This is a genomic window from Lichenibacterium minor (genome assembly GCF_004137685.1).
GTDB classification, from domain to species: Bacteria; Pseudomonadota; Alphaproteobacteria; order Rhizobiales; family Beijerinckiaceae; genus Lichenihabitans; species Lichenihabitans minor.
This window is the reverse complement of the sequence record NZ_QYBB01000002.1, coordinates 30,860-52,262: the sequence shown is the minus strand read 5'-3', so window position 1 is coordinate 52,262 and position 21,403 is coordinate 30,860. Positions and strand designations below refer to the sequence as shown.

At 74.4% G+C, this 21,403-nt stretch carries 21 protein-coding genes; 11 read left to right on the top strand and 10 right to left on the bottom strand.

What is annotated here, in order from left to right:
* Positions 1-22: 22 nt before the first annotated feature.
* Positions 23-157: a hypothetical protein gene (locus D3273_RS29565; RefSeq protein WP_281011168.1), complete on the bottom strand. Its 135-nt coding sequence runs from the start codon at positions 155-157 to the stop codon at positions 23-25.
* A gap of 72 nt (positions 158-229) precedes the next feature.
* Positions 230-364: a hypothetical protein gene (locus D3273_RS29560; RefSeq protein ID WP_281011167.1), complete on the bottom strand. Its 135-nt coding sequence runs from the start codon at positions 362-364 to the stop codon at positions 230-232.
* A gap of 228 nt (positions 365-592) precedes the next feature.
* On the opposite strand from D3273_RS29560, the gene D3273_RS02355 reads away from it, so the two are divergent.
* Together D3273_RS02355 and D3273_RS28065 are read left to right on the top strand one after the other, a co-directional pair.
* Entirely contained in the window at positions 593-1,681 is a 1,089-nt protein-coding gene (locus D3273_RS02355) for an acyltransferase family protein (RefSeq protein ID WP_165359348.1), read from the top strand.
* A gap of 90 nt (positions 1,682-1,771) precedes the next feature.
* Positions 1,772-1,909: a hypothetical protein gene (locus D3273_RS28065; protein ID WP_165359347.1), complete on the top strand. Its 138-nt coding sequence runs from the start codon at positions 1,772-1,774 to the stop codon at positions 1,907-1,909.
* A gap of 204 nt (positions 1,910-2,113) precedes the next feature.
* Here D3273_RS28065 and minE read toward each other — a convergent pair whose 3' ends face one another.
* Genes minE through minC form a run of 3 tightly spaced genes read right to left on the bottom strand, consistent with a single transcriptional unit; the run spans position 2,114 to position 3,957 of the window.
* A complete protein-coding gene (minE, locus tag D3273_RS02350) occupies positions 2,114-2,386 on the bottom strand; it encodes a cell division topological specificity factor MinE (RefSeq protein ID WP_129223125.1) in 273 nt (90 codons plus the stop codon).
* The gene (minD, locus tag D3273_RS02345) at positions 2,383-3,198 is read right to left on the bottom strand and encodes a septum site-determining protein MinD (RefSeq protein WP_129223123.1); all 816 of its coding nucleotides are present in this window, start codon (positions 3,196-3,198) and stop codon (positions 2,383-2,385) included. Before minD ends, minE begins: the two co-directional genes overlap by 4 nt.
* Positions 3,199-3,225: 27 nt before the next feature.
* A complete protein-coding gene (gene minC / locus D3273_RS02340) occupies positions 3,226-3,957 on the bottom strand; it encodes a septum site-determining protein MinC (RefSeq protein ID WP_129223121.1) in 732 nt (243 codons plus the stop codon).
* A gap of 171 nt (positions 3,958-4,128) precedes the next feature.
* Between minC and D3273_RS02335 the strand changes: the two genes are divergently transcribed.
* The gene (locus D3273_RS02335) at positions 4,129-5,334 is read left to right on the top strand and encodes an ABC transporter substrate-binding protein (protein WP_129223119.1); all 1,206 of its coding nucleotides are present in this window, start codon (positions 4,129-4,131) and stop codon (positions 5,332-5,334) included.
* Between the two features lie 104 nt (positions 5,335-5,438).
* On the opposite strand, the gene D3273_RS02330 is transcribed toward D3273_RS02335, so the two are convergent.
* Positions 5,439-6,326 (bottom strand): alpha/beta fold hydrolase, encoded by an 888-nt coding sequence (locus D3273_RS02330; protein WP_129223117.1) that lies wholly within the window; start codon positions 6,324-6,326, stop codon positions 5,439-5,441.
* Positions 6,327-6,406: 80 nt separating this feature from the next.
* On the opposite strand from D3273_RS02330, the gene D3273_RS02325 reads away from it, so the two are divergent.
* Both D3273_RS02325 and D3273_RS02320 read left to right on the top strand, forming a co-directional pair.
* Complete coding sequence (locus D3273_RS02325) at positions 6,407-6,814, top strand: thioredoxin family protein (RefSeq protein WP_129223115.1); 408 nt, start codon at positions 6,407-6,409, stop codon at positions 6,812-6,814.
* Positions 6,811-7,530 carry a cytochrome c biogenesis CcdA family protein gene (locus D3273_RS02320; protein WP_129223113.1) on the top strand — a complete coding sequence of 240 codons (720 nt, stop codon included), beginning with the start codon at positions 6,811-6,813 and terminating at the stop codon, positions 7,528-7,530. The genes D3273_RS02325 and D3273_RS02320 overlap by 4 nt, the downstream gene beginning before the upstream one ends.
* A 21-nt stretch (positions 7,531-7,551) precedes the next feature.
* On the opposite strand, the gene D3273_RS02315 is transcribed toward D3273_RS02320, so the two are convergent.
* Together D3273_RS02315 and D3273_RS02310 are read right to left on the bottom strand one after the other, a co-directional pair.
* The gene (locus tag D3273_RS02315) at positions 7,552-8,790 is read right to left on the bottom strand and encodes a sensor domain-containing diguanylate cyclase (RefSeq protein WP_129223111.1); all 1,239 of its coding nucleotides are present in this window, start codon (positions 8,788-8,790) and stop codon (positions 7,552-7,554) included.
* A gap of 139 nt (positions 8,791-8,929) precedes the next feature.
* A complete protein-coding gene (locus tag D3273_RS02310) occupies positions 8,930-13,069 on the bottom strand; it encodes a bifunctional nitrate reductase/sulfite reductase flavoprotein subunit alpha (protein WP_129223109.1) in 4,140 nt (1,379 codons plus the stop codon).
* A 195-nt stretch (positions 13,070-13,264) separates the two neighbouring features.
* On the opposite strand from D3273_RS02310, the gene D3273_RS02305 reads away from it, so the two are divergent.
* The 6 genes from D3273_RS02305 (at position 13,265) to D3273_RS02280 (ending at position 18,657) form a co-directional block, all read left to right on the top strand.
* Positions 13,265-14,308 (top strand): iron ABC transporter substrate-binding protein, encoded by a 1,044-nt coding sequence (locus tag D3273_RS02305; protein WP_129223107.1) that lies wholly within the window; start codon positions 13,265-13,267, stop codon positions 14,306-14,308.
* Positions 14,309-14,366: 58 nt separating this feature from the next.
* A complete protein-coding gene (locus tag D3273_RS02300) occupies positions 14,367-15,371 on the top strand; it encodes a FecCD family ABC transporter permease (protein ID WP_129223105.1) in 1,005 nt (334 codons plus the stop codon).
* Entirely contained in the window at positions 15,368-16,147 is a 780-nt protein-coding gene (locus D3273_RS02295) for an ABC transporter ATP-binding protein (protein WP_129223103.1), read from the top strand. The genes D3273_RS02300 and D3273_RS02295 overlap by 4 nt, the downstream gene beginning before the upstream one ends.
* 66 nt (positions 16,148-16,213) lie before the next feature.
* On the top strand, positions 16,214-16,519 hold the full coding sequence (locus D3273_RS02290; protein ID WP_129223101.1) for a hypothetical protein: 306 nt from the start codon (positions 16,214-16,216) through the stop codon (positions 16,517-16,519).
* Between the two features lie 156 nt (positions 16,520-16,675).
* Positions 16,676-17,605: an arginase gene (gene rocF, locus D3273_RS02285; protein ID WP_129223099.1), complete on the top strand. Its 930-nt coding sequence runs from the start codon at positions 16,676-16,678 to the stop codon at positions 17,603-17,605.
* Between the two features lie 2 nt (positions 17,606-17,607).
* Positions 17,608-18,657, top strand: coding sequence for an ornithine cyclodeaminase (locus D3273_RS02280; protein WP_129223097.1), 1,050 nt, complete (start codon positions 17,608-17,610; stop codon positions 18,655-18,657).
* Between the two features lie 48 nt (positions 18,658-18,705).
* Here the strand turns inward: D3273_RS02280 and D3273_RS02275 are convergent, their stop codons facing one another.
* Positions 18,706-19,704, bottom strand: coding sequence for a LacI family DNA-binding transcriptional regulator (locus D3273_RS02275; protein WP_129223095.1), 999 nt, complete (start codon positions 19,702-19,704; stop codon positions 18,706-18,708).
* A 281-nt stretch (positions 19,705-19,985) separates the two neighbouring features.
* Positions 19,986-21,398 carry a phosphohexomutase domain-containing protein gene (locus tag D3273_RS02270; protein WP_129223093.1) on the bottom strand — a complete coding sequence of 471 codons (1,413 nt, stop codon included), beginning with the start codon at positions 21,396-21,398 and terminating at the stop codon, positions 19,986-19,988.
* Positions 21,399-21,403 lie beyond the last annotated feature (5 nt).

Sequence of the window (21,403 nt, the reverse complement as noted above, 5' to 3'; positions counted from 1 at the left end):
GGCGTGGCGCGGGGGAGGGGGTTTACTTCGCCGCCGAGGTCCCGCCCGCAGGGTTGAAGGCGGGGAAGAATTCGTGGCTGGCGAAGAGCAGGGCCGCGATCGCCACGATCAGGATGATGACGGCATAGCCCGCGCCGCCGCCGATTTTGCCGAACATCCCATCCCCCGCCGTTGGCCGTCGATCCAGTGGCGGCCAACGCGCGGCGCGGTCGGGAGTTGCGGGGCCCCGTCAGCGCGCGATGGACGGGGCGCCCGCCGGCACCGGCAGGGTGGGAAACAGCAGGTGGTCGAGCAGGAGCCACAGCATGAGCGCGAGGACGACGAGCCCCACGACCCACCAGATGCGACGGTCGATGGCGGTCATGACGATCTCCCCGGTGGCAGTGCGACGGGAACGCGGCGGCGGCCCCCCGGGTTGCGGCCGCGCCCGATGCGGTGCGGGCTCATCGCGGCGCCGACATACGGGGCGAAACGGCGATCTCCCGGATGTCCCGGCCCGGCCGCCTCACCGCCGTCGGCACGCCACCCGGTCCTGGTCAGTGCGAAACAACGCGGGTAGGCACCTGCGGGGATGAAACGCGCAGAGCCATCGATGGGCAGGTCCATATTCCAGCTTCAGATCGTCAGAGCCGTGGCGGCCCTGATCGTCGTCGTGTTCCATGCCCGCAACGAGCTGAACCACCGCGGGTTCGCCGATCCCTTCCCTGACCTCACCATCGGTGCCTTCGGCGTGGATCTGTTCTTCGTCGTGTCCGGCTTCATCATGGTGGTCGCGTCCGAGCGCCTGTTCGGCCGTCCCGGCGCGGCCGGGCCTTTCTTGGCGCGGCGTGTGCTCCGCATCGCCCCGCTGTATTGGGCCTTCACCGCGGCCTTCGCCCTGATCGCGCTTCGGCTCGGTCACCTCCCCGGGCAGCCCCGCGCGTCCCTGGCCCACATCGTCGCTTCCTTTCTCTTCCTGCCCGCGCTCCGGCCGGAAGACGGCGCATATGTCCCCGTGTACTCGCTGGGCTGGACGCTCAACTACGAGATGTTCTTCTACGTCTGCTTCGCGCTGACGCTCCGGTTGGCCCGCGCCCGTGCGGTGGCGGCCCTGTCCGCAGCCCTGATCGGGCTGGTGTCGGTCGGCCGCCTGGTGGCGCTTCCCTGGCCGCTGTTCTACTGGGCGGACCCCATCGTGCTCGAGTTCATGTTCGGGCTGTGGCTCGGCCTCGCCCACCGGGCGGGGTGGCGCGTGCCCGTCCGGGCCGGGGTGGCCTTGTCGCTCGCCGCCCTCGCCGGCGTGGCCGCCTACGTCCCGTCCATCGATTCCGCCCAGGCCTGGCGCGGCCTCGCCTGGGGTGTGCCGGCCGCGGCGCTGGTCGCCTCGGCGCTCGGGATGGGGGCGTCGGGGACCAGCTGGCCGGCCCGCGCCCTCACGCGGCTCGGGGATGCCTCGTTCTCGCTCTACCTCGTCCACTCGGCCCTGTTCATCGCGATCCACGACGTCGTGTCCCGGGTCACGGACCCGCATCGCTTCGACCCGGTCGCCTATGCGGTGCTCCTCGTCGCCGCCTCCGTGGCCGCCGCCCTGGCGCTGTTCCGGTTCTTCGAGGCGCCCGTCACGCGGCGGCTGCAGGCCATGGTCGCCCCGTCGCCCGCGCGCAGCGGCGGGCCGAGGCGGGACCGCGACGCGGCGCCGTGATGTGGGAAATATTCCCACAAGCATCGAAAGCTGATAATCCGTCCCGCGACGCGCCGCGATCTCCCGGCGCCATCGCTGGGCGAGATTGTCATGAGGCGGTTGCTCGATGCCTGCTTGACGGTCCTGCGGGCCCTGCTGGCCAGGGCGAGGAGGCCGAACCCCGTCGGCGCCGGCCGGGACGCGGGTTCCCGCGATGCACCGGACGTCGACGACCTGTCCGTGTGGTGAAGGGCCGGTGGGGCGCTCAGGCCCGGCCGCGGGTCACCGGCCCGCGCGGGGGCCGTGATCCCTCGGGGGTGCCGCCCCGAACCCCGCCGAAGGGCGAGCCGGTCGCGAGCCCGGGCGGCTTCGGAGCGAAGCCGCCCGGGCTCGCGACCGGGCGGCGCAGGCTTTCGCCCCGCCGCCCGCTGGAATCCGACTCCGTCCGACCCGTCACGACGCCAGCGCGATCGTCCCGCTGGCGGGGGCGCGGATCTCGAGGTCGACCTCGAGGGTGGACAGCGTGTCGCCCTTGGCCATCTTCACCCGCACCTTGTCGCGGTCGATGGCGCAGTGCTTGGCGATGACCTGCAGGATCTCCTCGCGCAGGATCGCCACGAGGTCGGAGCGGCCGACGAGCGAGCGCTCGTGGGCGAGCAGGATCTGCAGCCGCTCGCGCGCCACCGGCGCGCTGTCGCGGACGCCGAGGAACTTCAGGAGCTTCATGCGGCCTTCCTTCCGAACAGCATGCCCATGATCCCCTTCTTGTCGCGGGGGATCGTCACGTCGAGCGCTTCGCCGCGCAGGCGCCGCGCCGCGTCCATGTAGGCCTTGGCGGGCACGCTGGTGGGGTTGTTCAGCGTCACGGGGGCGCCGACGTTGGACGCGCGCAGCACGTCCTGCGATTCCGGGATGATGCCGAGCAGCGGGATCGACAGGATCTCCAGCACGTCCTCGGTCTTCAGCATGTCGCCGCGCTGGGCGCGGGCGTGGTCGTAGCGGGTGAGCAGCAGCAGCTTCTCCATCCACTCGCCGCGCTCGGCCTTCACGGTCTTGGAATCGAGCAGGCCGATGATGCGGTCGCTGTCGCGCACCGACGACACTTCGGGGTTGGTCACGATGATGGCGAGGTCGGCGTGGCGCATGGCGAGCTGGGCGCCGCGCTCGATGCCGGCCGGGCTGTCGCAGATCACCCAGTCGAAGCGGGTGCGCAGCTCGGCGATGACGCGCTCGACGCCTTCCTCGGTCAGCGCGTCCTTGTCGCGCGTCTGCGAGGCGGGGAGCAGGTAGAGGGTTTCGCAGCGCTTGTCGCGGATCAGCGCCTGGCTGAGGTTGGCGTGACCCTGGATCACGTTGACGAGGTCGTAGACCACCCGCCGCTCGGCCCCCAGGATGAGGTCGAGGTTGCGCAGCCCGACGTCGAAGTCGACCACCACCACGTTCTGGCCCGACTGCGCCAGCGCGGCCCCAATGGCGGCCGTCGACGTGGTCTTGCCGACGCCACCCTTGCCCGATGTCACCACGACGACCTGCGACATGCCCCTGCCTCCTTCGATATCCATGATTCAGTCGAGACCCGCGATGACGAGCGTGTCGCCGCTGGTCCAGGCCTGGATGGCCTTGCCGCGCAGCGCCGCGTCCATCTCGTCCGCGGTCTTGTAGACGCCGTCGATCGCCAGCAGCTCCGCGTGGAGCTTCGAGCAGAAGATGCGGCCGTCCTTGTGGGCGAAGCCCGCCATGGCGCGGCCCCGCAGCGTGCCGTAGATGTGGATGGACCCGCCCGCCATCACCTCGGCGCCCGACGCCACCGATCCCAGGATCGTCACGTCGCCTTCCGCGAAGGTGATCGACTGGCCGGACCGCACCGGCTTGTCGATCATCAGCGAGGGCACGCTCCGGGACGGCTGCGCGGCCAGCGCGGCCGACAGCGCGGCCGCGTCGGGCTGCGCCGGGTCGGGGATGGCCGGCGCGGACGCCGGACGGCCGCCCTCGACCATGGGGGGCAGCCGGATCGCGTCGGCGCCGAGCCGCTCGGGATCCGCGCCCTCGATCGCCATGACGCGGATGTTGCGGCCCTGCAGCTTGTCCATTAGCCGGATCAGCTGGTCGCTCTCGCCCGCCATGGCGCTGAGGTCGGCCACCACGGGGCGGCTGGTGAAATAGCCGGGCGAGCGGCCGAGCAGGTCGTCGAGGCCCAGCAGCCAGGCGTCGATCGGCGGCTCGGGCCGCAGCACCAGCGCCATCAGCGAGCGGCCGCGGAACCGGACGGGGGTGGAGGGGGAGGCTTCAGCCGACATGCCGCTTAAGGTTCCTTTAACACGCACGATCTGACGCCCGGACGGTTAACAGACCGTTAAAGATGGTTAACGGTCTATCGCAGCGGCGCGGATTTTCACAGCGCCGGCCGGCTGGCGCGCCGCCGGCGGCCGGGCTAGGAGGGAACACAACGACAGATCGGGAGAACGCCCTTGCGCCACGCCGCCCGCCTCGCCTTCGCCTTCCCCGTGGCCCTTCTGGCGGCGCCCGCCCTGGCCGACATCCCGGACGGCACGATCAAGGTCGGCGTGCTCAACGACGCTTCCGGACCCTTCGCCGACCAGTCGGGCAAGGGATCGGTGGTGGCGGCGCAGCTCGCCGCCGACGATTTCGCCCGCGAAGCGCCCGGCCTCAAGGTCCAGATCCTCTACGGCGACCACGGCAACAAGCCCGACGTCGGCAGCGCCATCGTGCGCGAATGGCTCGACCGGGACGGCGTCGCGGCCGTGACGGATGCGGTGAACTCCGGCGTCGCCCTGGCGATCAACGGCGTCATCGCCGACAAGCACCGCACCTTCCTCGCCGCCAACGTCGGCACCTCCGACCTCACGGGCAAGTTCTGCAAGCCCACCACGGTGCAATGGACCTTCGACACCTGGGCGATGGGCAACGCCGCCGCCCGCGCCCTGACGGGCGTGGGGGCCAGGTCCGTCTACTTCATCTCCTTCGACTACGCGCTCGGCGCCGCGCTCGAACGCGACACGGCCGCGGCCTTCAAGGCGATGGGCGGCACGGTGGCGGGCTCGGTCAAGCACCCGCTCGGCACCACGGATTTTTCGTCCTACCTCCTCCAGGCGCAAGGGTCGGGCGCCGATGCGGTGGCCTTCGCCGACACCGGAACGGCGCTGGTCGACGGCGTCAAGCAGGCGGCCGAGTTCGGCGTCGCCCCCGCCCAGAAGCTGACGGGGCTCTTCACCCAGGTCACGGACGTCCACGCCATCGGCCTGCCGCTCGCGCAGGGCCTGCTGCTCACCGAGGCCTATTATTGGGACCGCGACGACGCGAGCCGCGCCTTCGCCAAGCGCTTCGCCGAGAAGATGCCCGGCCGCGTGCCGACCGAGAACCAGGCCGGCGTCTACTCGTCCGTGCTGGCCTACCTCCGTGCCGTGAAGAAGGCCGACACGATCGACGGCGAAGCCGTGGTGGCCGAGATGAAGGCCAAGCCCATCGAGGACGCGCTGTTCGGCACCGTGACGGTGCGGCCGGACGGGCGCGCCGTGCATGCCATGTACGCCTACCGGGTGAAGGCGCCGGGCGAGTCGACGTCGGAGTGGGACGTCTACGCCCCCATAGCCACCATCCCGGCCGATGGGGCGTTCAGGCCCCTCGCCGACGGCGGCTGCCCGCTGGTGAAGTGAGACGCGGAACTCCCCGGAGTCCGGGGATGCGTCGAACCCGTGCCTGAAGCCCCCCGGAAATGTCGGGGACGTTTCCGGGGAGCGGGGCCTGGGTTCGCGACCTTTCACGCGGGCTCCGCCGTCCCTTCCAGGATCGCCGCCGCGACCGCGTCGGGGAATTCCTCGTGGAGGCTCAGCTTGCCGCGGGGCAGCACCCGCGTCGCGATCCCCGGCACGGCCGACAGCGCTTCCATCTCGGCGCGGGACTTCGGCGGCGCATCGGCGCCGTAGATCACCAGCGCGGGCTCGCGCAGCGCTTCCGCGGCTGCGATGAAGCCGGCCCGGTCCGCGAAGGGGTCGAGCTGCCCCGTCACGAAGCGCACCGCGGCGTGCCGCGCGCCCTTCGCCCCGGTCACGCCGCGCTTGCCGGCCGCGCGCTCGGGCGTCAGCCACGCCGGGTCCGAATACACGTGGGCGCGCGCCATCGCCCGCACCATGGCGGGGTTGACGTTGAGCCGGTACAGCGCCGCGCCGAGCCCCGGGACGTCGGCGGCGCGGGCGAGCCGGCCGAGCCAGGCCGGGCGCCGCTTCAGCATCGTCGGCAGCGGGCCCCGCCAGGTGGGCGCCAGGAGCACCAGCCGCCGCCCCGGCACGGGCCGCGCCGCCGCCTCGGCCAGGAGGTAGCCCGCCGCGTGGCCCGCCGCCACCACCAGCGCCGGCTCGGGCGCCACCGCGTCGAGGGCGAAGCGCAGGAAGTCGCCGAGCGCTTCCGGGCTCCACGCGACGGGCGGCTTCGGCGCCGCGCCGAAACCCGGCCAATCCACCGTCAGCGCCGTGAAGCGCCCTTCCAGCCGCGCCGCCAGCGGCGCCATCTCGGCCCGCGTGGAGATGGAGCTCAGCGCCGGCAGCAGCAGGGCGCGCGGGCCCGAGCCCAGCCGGGTCGTCCCCACCACGACGTCGCGCCCCCGCCAGTGCCACACGACCGCGCTGCCGATCCCCGCCGATGCCGCCATAGCCCCCGTAACCTCCGCATCGAACCGGCGTAGACGGGAGGTGCCCGGCCCGCGGGCGCCCGACCGGAAGGCCCGCCCGCATGACCGCTCCCCGCCGCCTCGCCCATCCCCTGGCCGCCGCCCTCGGCCTCGCCTCGGCGCTGATCCTGCCGCTCGCCGCCGCGGCGGCCGAGGTGGCGCCCTTCACCTCCGCGGCCTTCGACGCCGCCAGGGCGGCCGGCAGGCCGATCCTCGTCGACGTGTCGGCCCCCTGGTGCCCCACCTGCAAGGCGCAGCGCCCCATCCTGTCGAACCTCGAAGCCCAGGCGAAGTTCAAGGACCTCCTGGTGCTCGACGTCGACTTCGATTCGCAGAAGGACGTGTTGCGCCGCTTCGGCGTGCGGATGCAGAGCACGATGATCGCCTTCAAGGGCGACCGCGAGACGGCGCGGTCGACCGGCGAAACCCGCCCCGCCCCCATCGCGGCGCTGCTCGACAGCGCGCTGTGACGGCGGGCCTCGGCCTCGCCCTCCTGGCGGGGATCCTGTCCGTCCTGTCGCCCTGCGTGCTGCCGATCCTGCCCGTCGTGCTCGCCGCCGCGGCGGCGCGGTCGCGGCTGGGGCCGGCCGCGCTGGCGGGCGGCCTCGCGCTGTCCTTCGTGGCAATCGGGCTGGTCTTCGCCACGGCCGCCTTCGCGCTCGGGATCGATGCGGGCGCGCTCCGGCGGCCCGCCGCCGCCGTGATGGTCGTCATCGGCCTCGTGCTGGTGCTGCCGCCCCTGCAGGCCCGCGTCGCCACCGCGGCCGGCCCCGTCGCGCGATGGGCGGACGGACGCTTCGGCGGCGTCGCCGGGGACGGGGTCGGCGGCCAGTTCGGGCTCGGCCTGCTGCTCGGCGCCGTGTGGAGCCCCTGCGCGGGCCCGACGCTGGGGGCCGCCTCGGCGCTCGCCGCCGAAGGGCGAAACCTCGGGCAGGTGGCGCTGACGATGCTGGTGTTCGGGATCGGTGCCGCCCTGCCGCTCCTCGCCCTCGGCGCCCTGTCGCGCGACGCCGTCCTGCGCTGGCGCGGCCGCATGCTGTCGACCGCCGCGGGCTTGAAGGCGGCGCTCGGCGCCCTCCTGGTCGCCGGTGGCGTGCTGGTCGTCACCGGGCTCGACCGCCGCGTCGAGGCCGCCCTGGTCGACGCCTCGCCGGGCTGGCTGACGGACGCGACCACGCGGTTCTGAGATCGACGCGCCCTTCCGCCCTCAGGCGGCGAGCTTCCAGGCGCCGCGGCCGGCGAGCTTGACGTCGTAGAGGGCGCGGTCGGCGCGGGCCGCGATGTCGGAGATGGCGCCGTCGCCCGCGACCGAGCGCGCCACCCCGATGCTCACCCCGACCGACAGCTCGCCGTCCGGCGTCGCCACCGGGAGCTGGGCGGCCAGCACGAGCCGCTGCGCCAGGTAGGGCAGGGCGCCGCCCGCCACGTCGGCCACCAGGATGGCGAATTCGTCGCCGCCGAGGCGCGCCACCACGTCGTCCGGCCGAACCACGCGGCGGAGCCGAGCGGCGAGTTCGCGCAGCACGAGGTCGCCCGCGGCATGGCCGTGGAGGTCGTTGATCGCCTTGAAGCGGTCGAGGTCGAGCACGATCAGCCCGAAGCCGCGCCCGCCGGCGCCGGCCTCGGAGAGGAAACCGTCCGCGCTGGCTTCGAAGCCGCGACGGTTGGCCAGCCCCGTCAGGGCGTCGGTCCGAGCCTCGCGCGCGAAGCCTTCCTCGAGCCGCCGCTGCTCGGTGATGTCGAGCACGGCCCCCATGACGCGCTCCGGCACGCCCGCGGCGCTCCGCAGCAGCCGCCGGCGGGAGCGGAACCAGCGCGTGCCGCCCCGCGGGTTCTCCACGCGATATTCCACCGTGGCGCCGTCGAGTTCGCCGCGCAGCAGGGGGCCGAGGTCGAGCACGGCGGCATCGTCGGCGTGGATGCCGGCGGTGAACGCGGCCCAGCTCATGCGGTCGACGGCTTGGGCCGCCACCAGCCCGGCGAGCTTCGGCGTCACTTCCATCTCGCCCGTCGCGATGTCGAGGTGCCAGAAGCCGCCGTCGAGCACGTCCATGGCGAGCGCCATGCGGGTTTCCGCTTCGCGCTGGTCGCGCTCGGCGATCTTGCGGTCCGTGATGTCGGTGATGACGCCGAGCAGGGAAGAGGCCCGGCCGGACGCGTCGAGCTCCGGCGTCAGCGTGATGTGCCACCAGCGCCCGCCGCCGGGCAGGTCGTTGAAGGCCTCGGATTCGATCGCCTGCCGCTCCTCCAGGCAGCGCCGGTAGCGCGCCGTCACGGCCTCCGCCATGGCGGCGGGCAGGCAGAGCGACGGGCTCAAACCCACCATGCGCTGTCCGCACAGGCCGGTCAGTTCCGTCATGCGCCGGTTGATGCCGGTATAGGCGAAGTCGTCCCCCATCTTCCTCACCGAGAAAGCCGGTGCACCGATGAGATTGACGTCGATCATGCCGTGTCCCCCAGCGGCGCCAGCGCCCCGACCCGCGCGAGACTACGGCGCGGCGGCTTGACTGTTTCCCCCGCACGCGGGCGGCGGCGGCGGTTTCGGCGGTCGTGCTGAACGCGGCGTTAACTGCGGGGCGCGCGGGTCAGTACACGTCCCGCACGTAGCGCTTGTCGGCGCCGAGCCGGCGCACGTAGGCCACCGCGGCCTCGCTCGACAGGCCGCCGTGGCGCTCGACGATGGCGCGCAGTGCCGCTTCCACGTCCTTGGCCATGCGGCTCGCGTCGCCGCAGACGTAGAAGGAGGCGCCGTTTTCCAGCCAGTCGAACAGTTCGCGGCCGTGCTGCTCCATGCGGTCCTGGACGTAGATGCGTTCGGCCTGGTCGCGCGAGAAGGCGAGGTCGAGCCGGGTCAGCACGCCCGAATCCCGCATGCCCTCGAGCTCGTCGCGGTAGTAGAAGTCGCTCGCGGCGTGCTGGTCGCCGAAGAACAGCCAGTTCCGGCCCCGCGCGCCCGTGGCGGCGCGCTCCTGCAGGAAGGCGCGGAACGGCGCCACGCCCGTGCCGGGGCCCACCATGATCATGCCGGCGTCGGGGTCGGCCGGCGGCTTGAAGGCCGCGGAGCGCTGCACGAAGACCGGCACGGGCGCGCCGGCGGCGCGGTCGGCCAGGAAGCACGAGGACACGCCGCCGCGCGCCCGCCCGTCCCGCATCCAGCGCACGGCCGACACGGTGAGGTGGACCTCGCGGGGCGTCGCCTTGGGGCTCGACGAGATGGAATAGGAGCGCGGCTGCAGCTTCTTCAGCCCGGACAGGAGGTCGGAGGCCGACAGCTCGACCGGGTAGGCCCCGAGCACGTCGGCGAGCTGGCGGCCCCACAGCCATTCCTTCAAGGCGTCGCGGCGCTCGGGCTGCAGCAGCGCGCGCAATGCGCCGTCCCGCGCCCGGTCGGCCACCAGGGCCAGCGTTTCGGCCGACGGCTTGGCGATCTCGCGCCCGCGGAGCAGCACGTCGCGCAGCGCGTCCCCGTCCGCCTCCTCGGTGCCCGACAGGCCGACGAGCTCCAGGATCTCGTCGACCAGCGCGGGGTCGTTGACGGGCCAGAGCCCGAGCGAGTCGCCCGCCTCGTAGGACAGCGCGCCGGCGTCGAAGCCGAGCGCCACGTGGCGCGTGTCCTTGGTGGGGCTGCCGGGGTTGAGCCGCCGCGCCTCGATCAGCCGCGCCGGGTAGGGGTCGGAGCGGCTCGGCTGCTTCGCGCCCGCCACCGGCAGCATCGCGTCGGCCGCGTTCGGCTGGCCGGTGACGGTGGACGGCGAGCCCGGCACGGCGAGCCGGCCTTCGAGGTCGCCGAGCCAGCTCCGGGCCGCGTCCTCGAACTCCGGGTCGCAGTCGACGCGGTCGAGGATGCGGGTGGCGCCGAGCTCGGCCAAGCGCGCGTCGAGCGCGCGGCCGTGGGCGCAGAACTGGTCGTAGCTCGGGTCGCCCAGCGCCAGCACGGCGAAGCGCAGCCCGTCCAGCCGCGGCGCCGCTTCGGCCTTCAGGGCGTCCCAGAAGGCGGCGCCGTTGTCGGGCGGGTCGCCGTCGCCGGTGGTCGACGAGATCAGCAGCATCGTGCGCTCGCGCCCGATGTCGGCGAAGGCGTAGTCGGCCATGGCGGAAACCCGCACGGCGTGGCCGAGCTCGCCGAGCCTCGCCCCCATCCGGCCGGCCAGCTCCTCGGCGCGCCCGGTCTGCGACGCCCACAGCACCGCCACGGCCTGTCGCGCTTCCGCGGCCGGGGCCGCCGTCCCGGCTTCGCCCCCGCCGCCCGCGCGGCTGAACATCCCGGCCAGCACGCCGTCGAGCCACAGCCGCGTGGCGGGCCGCAGGGGCGCGTCCGGGGGCAGCACGGGCGCCCCGCGCGCGGGGCCGCCCTCCGCCGCCCGCAGGCCGCTGAGGAAGCCGCCGAGGTAGGTCCGCTCGGCCTCGCTGGGCGCCGGCGCCGGGGCCGGCTCCACGCCGAGCAGCCCCGTCAGCGCCTGGATCTGGGACATGGCGATCTCCGGCTCCGGCATCTGGAGGAAGGACGGGCCGGGCGACACGGGCTCGGCCCCGGCGGCGGGGTCGCCGGCCCCGGCCGCGGCCTGCACCCGGGTCAGCGCCACCGCGCAATATTTCGGCCCCGGCTGGTGCGACACGGGATCGGCGTCGTCGGCCGTGACGGCGTTCACCGCCGCGTCCTCGGCGAAGACGTCGGCCCAATGGAACGGCGTGAAGCAGGACCCCGGCATCACCCGGTCCGTGACGCTGGCGGGGACCACGGCGAGCCCGCGGCGCGAGCGGATCTCCACGCGGTCCTTGTCGCGGATGCCGAGCCGGCCGGCGTCCTCCGGGTGGATCTCGACGAAGGGGCCCGGGTTCAGCTTGTTCAGGGCCGGGATCTTCCCGGTCTTGGTCATGGTGTGCCACTGGTGCGGCAGCCGGCCCGTGTTGAACGCGAAGGGGAAGTCGTCGTCGGGCAGCTCGGGCGCCGGCAGGCAGGGGCGCGTGTGGAAGCGGGCGCGGCCGGTGGGGGTGGGGAAGGCGATGCGCGGCACGAGGCCGCCGGGCGCCGTGAACAGCGCCTGGCTCACGCCGTCGTTGAGGTAGCGGATCGGGTGGCGGTCCGCCGCGTCGCCGGGCGGGCAGGGCCACTGCAGCGGCGTTTCGGCCAGCCGCGCGTGCGAAGCGCCGCGGATGTCGTAGCCGGTCTTCGGGTTCCAGGCGCCGGCGAGCTCGTCGAACACGTCCGCCGCCGACGCGTAGGCGAAGGCGTCGGCGTAGCCCATGGCGCGGGCCACGCGGGCCACGATCTCCCAATCCGGCAGGGCGTCGCCGGGGGGGCTCACGGCGCGGCGCATCAGCGTCATGTTGCGCTCGGAGTTGATCATCACCCCGTCGGCCTCGGCCCACAGGGCGCCGGGCAGCAGGATGTCGGCGTGCCGGTTGGTTTCGCTGTCGAGGAACACGTCCTGGGCGATGACGAGCTCGGCCGCTTCCAGGCCCTCGAGCACGCTGGCCCGGTTCGGCACGGTGGCGACCGGGTTGGTGCAGACGATCCACACCGCCTTGATGCGGCCTTCCGCCATGCGCTTGAACATCGTCACGGCGTCGGGGCCGGGCTCGGACGCGATGCGGCCCGCCGGCACCCCCCACAGCCCTTCCACGAAGGCGCGGTCGGCCGGCTCCGCGATGACGCGGTGGCCCGGCAGGCTGTGGCTCATGTAGCCCATGTCGCGCCCGCCCATGGCGTTGGGCTGGCCCGTGAGCGAGAAGGGGCCCGAGCCGGGGCGGCAGATCTTGCCGGTGGCGAGGTGGAGGTTGCAGACCGCGTTGGTGTTCCAGGTGCCGAACACGCTCTGGTTCAGCCCCATGGTCCACAGCGTCATCCATTCGCCGGCCTCGCCGATCATGCGGGCGGCGCGGCGCACGTCCGCTTCCGGCAGGCCGGTCGTGGCGGCGACGGATGCGGGGGTGAAGTCGTCGAGGAACCCCGACAGCGCGTCCCACCCTTCCGTGTGGGCGGCGATGAAGTCGCGATCGATGTGCCCCGCTTCGCGCAGCAGGTGCAGGAGCCCGTTCAGCAGCGCGATGTCGGTGCCGGGGCGGATCTGCAGGTGGAGGTGGGCCTTGGCGGCGGTGGGCGAGCGCCGCGGGTCGACGACGATCATCCGCGCCCCCGCCTTCACCCGGTCCAGCACCCGCAGGAACAGGATCGGGTGGCAGTCCGCCATGTTGGCGCCGGCGATGAGGAACAGGTCCGCCCGGTCCATGTCGGGATACGCGCCGGGCGGCCCGTCGGCGCCGAGCGACAGCTTGTAGCCCGAAGCCGCGCTCGACATGCACAGGCGCGAGTTCGAATCGACGTTGTTGGTGCCGATGCATCCCTTGGCGAGCTTGTTCACCAGGTACTGGGCTTCGAGCGACATCTGCCCCGAGATGTAGAAGCTCAGCGCGTCCGGCCCGTGGGCGTCCCGGATGGCGCAGAGGCGCCGCGCCGTTTCGGCGATGGCGTGGTCGAGCGGCACCCGCACCTGGTCGCGCGCCCGCTTGTCGTAAAGGTAGGCCGCGTCGAGCCGGCCCTGTGCCCGGATCGCGCCGGCCGCCGTGGCCCCCTTGGTGCACAGGCGGCCGAAGTTGGTCGGGTGGTCCTTGTCGCCCTCGACCTTGACGACGCGGTCGTCCGCGACGTGGAGCTTCATGCCGCACCCCACCCCGCAGTAGGGACACACCGTCTTCACGACCGCTGGGGTGGGGCTGCTCGTCATTCGGGCGGATGGTCCTGTGCGCTGCGCGGCGGCCGGGCATTCGGGCCCTCGGGCGCGCGCCGGGCGCCCCTTCGCAGGTGCAGCAAGGGGTGTGCCACGGGCGGCCCGGGCGGCCCGCCGCGCCCCTCGTCGCCCGCCGCTGGCGCGCGCCGCCGCCCCGCGATAGCGTCCCGCCGACGCCGACCGAGGACGACGATGCCGCCCACACGACGCCCGCTCCTCGCCGCGCTGGCCTTTCCGGCGCTGCTGGCCTTCTGCGCTCCCGCTTCCGCCCGCAGCGTCACGGATTCCGCCGGGCGCACCGTCGAGGTGCCGGACCGCGTCACCCGCGTCTTCGCCGCCGGACCGCCGGCCTCGACGCTGCTCTACGCGCTGGCGCCCGAGGACATGATCGGCTGGAACCGAAGCCCTCGCCCGGCCGAACTGCCCTTCCTGCTCCCCGCCGTGCGCGCGCTGCCCGAGCTCGGCCGCCTCACCGGCCGCGGCGACACGGTGAACCTCGAAGCGCTGGTCGCCGCGAAGCCCGACCTCATCGTCGATTACGGCACCGTCGACGACACCCACCGCTCCCTGGCCGACCGCGTGCAGGCCCAGACCGGCATCCCCACCATCCTGATCGACGGGCGCTTCGCCAACGCGCCCGCGGCGCTGCGGCTCCTGGGCTCGATCCTCGGCGTGCCGGCGCGCGGCGAAGCGCTGGCGGCTTCGGCCGAGGCCACCTTCGCCGAGGTCGACCGCGTGCTCGCCGCCGTGCCGGCGGCCAAGCGCCCGCGCGTCTACCTCGCCCGCGGCCCCGAAGGGCTGGAAACCGGCTCGCGCGGCTCCATCAACACGGAGATCATCGAGCGCGCGGGCGCCGACAACGTGGTGGACGGGCTGCGCGAGAAGGGCGGGCTCGTCCACGTGTCGCCCGAGCAGGTCATCGCCTGGGCGCCCGACACGGTGATCACCCTCGACCGCGCCTTCCGCGACGGCGTGAAGGCCATGCCTGCCTGGGCGCCGGTGCCGGCCGTGGCCGACGGGCGCGTGTATCTCGCGCCCGGCCTGCCCTTCGGCTTCGTCGACGCGCCGCCTTCGGTCAACCGCCTCGTCGGCCTCGCCTGGCTCGTGCACAGGCTCTACCCCGCCGAGGCGCGCGGCGACCTGAAAGGGCAGGTGCGGGACTTCTTCCACCTGTTCTACCAGTCGGACCCCACCGACGCCGAGCTCGACGCCCTGCTCGGCGGCGCGGCGAAGTGAGGGGCCCTGCCGTGGGCGGCTCATCCCCGCGGCGCGGGGACGGCCGGAGAAGGGGAGGGTGAGGACCGCGACGGCGCTCGTCCTGCTGGCGCTGCTGCTGCTCGCCGCCGTCGTGGTGGCGGCCGGCGTCGGTCCCTACCGGATCGCGCCACCCGACGTCGCGGCCGCGATGCTGCGCCGGATCCTCGGCCGCCCCGCCGAAGGCCCGGTCGACACCGTGCTGTTCTCCATCCGCCTGCCGCGCGTCCTCGCGGCCGCGCTCGTGGGCGCGGCCCTGGCCGCCGCCGGCGCCGCCTACCAGAGCCTGTTCCGCAACCCGCTCGTGTCGCCCGACATCCTGGGCGTCTCGACCGGTGCGGGGCTCGGGGCGGTGCTGGGCATCCTGCTCGGCCTGCCGGTGGCCGCCGTCCAGCTCCTCGGCTTCGCCGGCGGCCTGCTCACGGTCGCGACCGTGGCCGGGTTGGCGCGGGCGCTGCGCGGGGGCGGGGACGTGCTGGTGCTGGTGCTGGCCGGCATCGTTATTGGGGCGCTGGCGGGGGCCTCCATCTCGCTCGCCAAGGTGCTGGCGGACCCCTACGACCAGCTCCCCGCCATCACCTTCTGGCTCCTGGGGAGCCTGTCCGGCGTGAAGGCGGGCGACGTCGCCGCGACGCTGCCGGCCGTCCTGGCCGGCCTCGCCCCCCTGGTGCTCTATCGCTGGCGGATCGGCGTGCTGTCGCTCGGCGACGACGAGGCCCGCGCGCTCGGCGTCGACGTCGCGCGGCTGCGGCTCGTGGTGATCGGCGCCGCCACGCTCGCCACCTCGGCGGTGGTGGCGATCTCGGGCGTCATCGGCTGGGTCGGGCTGATGGTGCCCCACATGGCACGCCTGCTGGTCGGCCCGCGCTTCGACCGGCTGCTGCCGGCGTCCGTGTTGCTCGGCGCCGCCTTCATGGTGGCGGTGGACACGCTGGCGCGCTCGGCGGCCCGCATCGAGATCCCGCTCGGCGTGCTCACCGCCCTGATCGGCGGCCCGGTCTTCGTGGTCCTGCTGGCGCGCGGGCGGCGGCGGGCGGCGGCGTGAGCGCCCTCGCGGCCGAGAACCTAGCGGTGGGCCACGGCGCCGCGCGGGTCGCGTCGGGCATCGACCTCGCGCTGGAGCCCGGCTCCGTCACCTGCCTGCTCGGCCCCAACGGCGTCGGCAAGACGACGCTGTTCCGCACCCTGCTCGGCCTGCTGCCGCCCCAGGCCGGGCGGGTGCTGCTCGGCGGCGAGGACATCGCGCGCCTGTCCCGCGCCGCCATCGCCCGCCGCCTCGCCTACGTGCCCCAGGCCCACGCGGGCGCCTTCGCCCACACGGTGCTGGACCTCGCCGTGATGGGCCGCACGGCGACGCTCGGCGCCTTCGCGTCCCCCGGCCGCGCCGACCTCGCCGCCGCCCGCGACGCGCTGGCCGAGATGGGCATCGCCCACCTGGCGGAGCGCGACGCGACGCGCCTGTCCGGCGGCCAGCTCCAGCTCGCCCTGATCGCCCGCGCGCTGGCGCAGAAGGCCGGGGTGATCGTCATGGACGAGCCCACCGCCAGCCTCGACCTGGGCAACCGCATCCGCGTCCTCGACGTCGTGCGGCGCCTCGCCGACGGCGGGCTCGCCGTGCTGGTGTCGACGCACGAGCCCGAGCAGGCCTTCGCGGTGGCGGACCGGGCCGCCGTGATCGAGGCCGGCGGCCGTTTCGAAGCGGGGCCGGTGACGCCGCTCCTCACCGCCGAGCGCCTGTCGCGCCTCTACAGCGTCGAGGTCGTGGTGGAAGCGACGCCGTCCGGCCGGCGCGTGGTGGGGCGCCCCGCCCGCCCGCGCTGATGCGTCCCCGAACCTTCGCCGCCGGCGCCACGTTGCACCGGTGACGGACGGTTGGGGGAGGACGCAATGGCGAACGGGCATTCCGAGCGAAACGGCGACGCGGAGATCGCCGGGCAGCGCGCCGACCCGGTGGCGGCGCAGAACGAGGACCTCGTGCAGGCGGGCGGCCCCGTGGCGGGCGAGCCCGCGAAGGGCGGCGACGCCTATGCGTCGGGCGGCCAGCGGGGCGGGGGCGGGGCGGAGCCGAGCGGCAGCCGCACCGACCCGTCGGGGCCGCCGGCCTCGAACGCCGCCGCGCCCCGCGTCCACACCGCCATGGACGGGGACGTCCGCGACACGGAGGAGAAGGCGCGCAGGACCGCCGCGCCGTGACGCCTGCGGGCCGAACGCGCCGGCGACGCCGCGGCGCTCGTCCCGTCGGGGCTCGACGGCCGGAGCGTTGAAGCGCCCCGTCCCGTCCACCGGTCTGCCCCGTTCCCTCCGCCGAACCGTCCGGCTACCCTGACGCTGCATCGAAAGGGCTACCGCATGGATGACAGGTGCTGCGTGCTGATCGGCGCGCCGGTCGAGGCCGGGGCGGGCCGCCGCGGCTGCGGCATGGGGCCCGCCGCCTATGCGGCGGCCGGGCTCGGCGAAGCGCTGGCGGAGCTGGGCTTCGCCGTCGAGCACCGCGGCGACGTCGTGCCGGGGCCGCTGCGGACCGTGGACCACCCGAACCCCGCCATCCGCAACCTCGCCGAGGTGGCGGCCTGGACGGCCGCGCTCGACGAGGCCGCCTTCGCGGCGAGCCGCGACGGCTTCCCGATCTTTCTCGGCGGCGATCACAGCCTATCGGCCGGCACGATCGCGGGGATGAGCCGGCGGGCCGCCGCTGAAGGGCGCGCGCTGTGGGTCGTGTGGCTCGACGCCCACCCCGACCTGCACACGCTGGATTCGACCGAAAGCGGCAACCTGCACGGCACTCCCATGGCCTACCTCACCGGCCGGCCGGGCTTCGCCGGCTACATGCCGGGGCCCGACGTCCCGCTCAAGCCCGAGCACGTCTGCATGATCGGCCTGCGCAGCGTCGACCCCGTCGAGCGGCGGGCGCTCGCGGCCGGCCACGTCGAGGTGCACGACATGCGCTCCATCGACGAGCGCGGCATCGCCGCCCCGCTCGCCGCCTTCCTGGAGCGGGCCGCGCATGCGGGGGCCATGCTGCATGTCAGCCTCGACGTGGACTTCCTCGATCCCGGCATCGCGCCCGGCGTCGGCACCACGGTGCCGGGGGGAGCGACCTTCCGGGAAGCCCATCTCGCCATGGAGATGCTGCGCGACAGCGGCCTCGTCCGCAGCCTGGACCTCGTCGAGCTCAACCCGTTCCTCGACGAGCGGGGCCGCACCGCGCTGCTGATGGTCGACCTCGCCGCGAGCCTCATGGGCCGGCGCATCCTCGACCGCCCGACCCGGAGCTCGTGACCATGCTGAACCTCGTCCCCTTCGTCAGCGTGGACGACATGATGAGGCTCGTGCTCGACGTCGGGGTCGAGCGCTTCCTCGTCGAGCTGGCGGGGACCATCGAGGAGGACTTCCGGCGCTGGGACAGCTTCGACAAGGTGCCCCGCCTGGCGTCCCACAGCCCCGACGGGGTGATCGAGCTGATGCCCGCCAGCGACGGGGCGCTTTACAGCTTCAAATACGTCACCGGCCACCCGAAGAACGGCAGCACCGGCCGGCAAACCGTGGCGGCCTTCGGCATGCTGGCCGACGTCGCCACGGGCTACCCGCTGCTGCTGTGCGAGATGACCATCCTGACGGCGCTGCGCACGGCGGCGACGTCGGCCGTGGCGGCGAAGTTCCTCGCGCCGAAGGGTGCCCGCACCATGGCGCTGATCGGCAACGGCGCCCAGGCGGAGTTCCAGGCGCTGGCCTTCAAGGCGCTCGTCGGCATCGACCGGCTCCGCCTCTACGACGTCGACCCCGCCGCGACGCGCAAATGCGCCGCCAACCTGCAGGGGCTGGGCTTCGACGTGCACGCGTCGGCCAGCGTGGCGGAAGCGGTGGAAGGGGCCGAGGTCGTGACCACGGTCACGGCCGACAAGCGCAACGCCACCGTGCTGGGCGACAACCACGTCGGCGCCGGCGTCCACGTCAACGCGGTCGGGGGCGACTGCCCGGGCAAGACGGAGGTCCACGCCGGCGTGCTGCGCCGCGCCGACATCTTCGTCGAATACCCGCCGCAGACGCGGGTGGAGGGCGAGATCCAGCAGCTCGCCCCGGACCACCCCGTCGTCGAGCTGTGGCGCGTGGTGGCGGGCGAGGCGCCCGGCCGCCGGGACGCGCGGCAGGTCACCCTGTTCGACTCCGTCGGCTTCGCGATCGAGGATTTTTCCGCCCTGCGCTACGTGCGGGCCAAGGTCGCCGGGACGGGCATCGGCCGCGACCTGGACCTCCTGGCCGACCCCGACGAGCCGCGCGACCTGTTCGGCATGCTGCTCCGCGCCGAAGCCCGGCGGGCGGCGGCGGCCTGACCTTCCCGGCGCGCGGCGACGGGGCGGGGCCCGACGTCGCCGCGGCAACTATGCCCCGCCGCTCGACGACCGCCGGATGAGGGTGGGCGCCACGCGGTGGAGGGCGGGCGCGCCCGCCGCCTTGGCGATCCGCGCCCGCAGCATCGCCGCCGCGCGGCGGCCGATCTCGTCGCAGGGCTGCGCCAGCACGGTGAGGCCCGGCTCGAAGCTGTCGCTCCACTCGAAATCGTCGAAGCCCACCACGGCCATGTCGCGCGGCACCGCCAGCCCGGCGTCGCGCAGGGCCGCGAGGATCCCGACCGTGGCGAGGTTGTTGCCGCCGATGAGGGCCGTCGGCGGGGCCGTCAGCGCCAGCATGCGCGCCGTCGCCGCGCGAGCTGTCGCGACGGCGACGTGGCCGTCGGACACGAGGGCCGGGTCGACGCCGAGGCCGCGCCGCCGCAGCGCCGCCGCGGCCCCCGCGACCCGCTCCCGCGTGGTCGTGAAGCCCGCCTGCCCGGCCACGAGGCCGATGCGGGAATGGCCCCGGTCGGCGAGTTCGTCGACGAGGGCGGCCATCGACGCCGTGTTCTCGACCCCGATGCCGTCGAAGCCCGCGTCGGGCAGGCGGTCGAGCAGCACGGCCGGGATCGCGTTGTCGCGCAGGTAGGCCAGCGCGGCGGCGTCCGGGCCGGCGCTGGGGGTGAGGATGATGCCGTCGACGCGGCGGCGGTGGAGTTCTTCCACGACGCGCAGCTCCTCGTCGGGGTCGTCGCGCGTGTTGGCCAGCAGCACCATCATGCCGAGCTTGGCGCATTCGCCCTCGACCGCGTTGGCGATGTCGCCGAAGAAGCGGTTGCGGCTCGTCGAGATCGCCAGGCCCACGGTGTTGGTGACCGAGCGGGCGAGGGCGCGGGCCAGGACGTTGGGCGTGTAGCCGACCGCCGCCACGGCGTCCTCGACGGCGCGCGTGGTTTCCGGGCTGACGACGCGCGTGCGGTTGAGCACGTGCGAGACCGTGGACGTCGCCACCCCGGCGCGGCGCGCCACATCCGCGATCGTCGCCACCGTCCGCCCTCCCGCTCCCCTCCGGCTGTAGCCCCCCGTCGCCGGCTTGTCACGGCACTCCCGGGCGGGCGTCGGAGGACGGTCTGCGGCCGGAGGGTCCGGCGGCACCGCTTCCGGGGCTGGAGGCGGTGGAGGGGCTGGGGCTCCAGGCGGCGGAGCCGGAGGCGCCGGTGGCAGCGGGAACCGCTGACAGGCTGCCACCACACTCCCTCGACAGGCACTACCGCGATCGCGAGCGCGCCCCGGTCCCCGACAGGTCCGCGATCAGGCGCCCTCCAGCGTCACCCCATGGCGGCGTCGGCGGCGTCGAGCCCCCAGCGCAGGATCCGCCCGGCCTCGGCTTCCGTGCCGGCTTCGGCGTAGCAGCGCAGCTCCGGCGCGTTGCCCGACACGCGGAAATGAACCACGGAGCCGCCGTCGAGGGTGACGCGGATGCCGTCGGTCTCGTCCACGGCCGCCACGCGGCCGAGCGGGGCCAGGAAGGCGGCGCGGGCGCCGGGGTCGCGCAGCCGGTCGAGGAACGGGGCCGAGCGGGCCGGCGCCACCTCCTGCAGGCGGTGGCTGGCCGTGGCCTTGAACTGGAGGGAGGCCGCCAGCGCCGCCAGCGTGGTCCCGGCCGAGCGGGCCGCCACGAGGGCGGCGAGGAGCGGCAGGACCGCGTCGCGCGTCGGCAGCGCGGCGAGGTGCCGGCCCCCGAGCGCGACGTCCGACCCGAGCAGGAAGCCGCCGTTGGCTTCGAAGCCGGCGATCCGCCCGGCGCCGTCCCGGCGCGCGTCCTCCATGCCCGCCACCACGAAGGGCGAGCCGATGCGGGTGCGGACCACCCGGGCGAAGCCGCCCGCGGCCTCAATGGCGGAATTGGCCGTGACGGGCACCACCACGGCGTCGGCACCGAGGTGGCGGGCCGCGATGGTGCCGACCACGTCGCCGGGCAGCACCGCGCCCCCGGCGTCGGCCAGCAGGGGGCGGTCGGCGTCGCCGTCCGCGCTGACGATCGCGTCGAGGGCGGTGCCGGCCGCGGCGGCCTTCAAGGCTTCGAGGTCTTCCGGCCGGTGGGCCTCGGTGTCGACCGGCACGAAGGCGGAGGAGCGGCCGAAGGGCACCGGCGTGCCGCCGAGCGCCGCCACGAGCTCGGCCAGGACGTCGCGCGCCACCGTGCTGTGCTGGTACACGCCGACCCGCAGGCCCGACAGGGCGTCGCCCGGGAAGAACGCCGTGGAGCGCGCGAGGAATCGCGCCGCGGCTTCGGGGTGGGGCTCGGCCGCGCCGGATTCGCCGTCGCCCGCCGCCGCGTCGCCGCCCGCCAGGGCGCGCAGGATGGCGCCCTCCTCGCCCTTGGTGATCTCGCCCCGCGCCGTGTAGAACTTCAGGCCGTTGCGGTCGTCCGGGATGTGGCTGCCCGTCACCATCACGGCGGGGCAGCCGAGCCGCAGCCCTTCCAACGCCAGGGCGGGGGTCGGCAGCGCGCCGCAGTCGAGCGGCCGGAAGCCCGAGGCCGCAACGGCGGCGGCGGCCGTCGCCGCGATGGCGGCGCTGCTGCCGCGCAGGTCGCGGCCGATCAGCACCGGCGAGCCCGGCGCGAGCTCCGCCCGGAGGGCGTCGAGGAACGCGCGCACGTGGTCGTAGCTCGGGCGGCCGAGGAGGTCGACCACGAGCCCGCGCAGGCCGCTGGTGCCGAATTTGAGGCTGCTCATCCGCG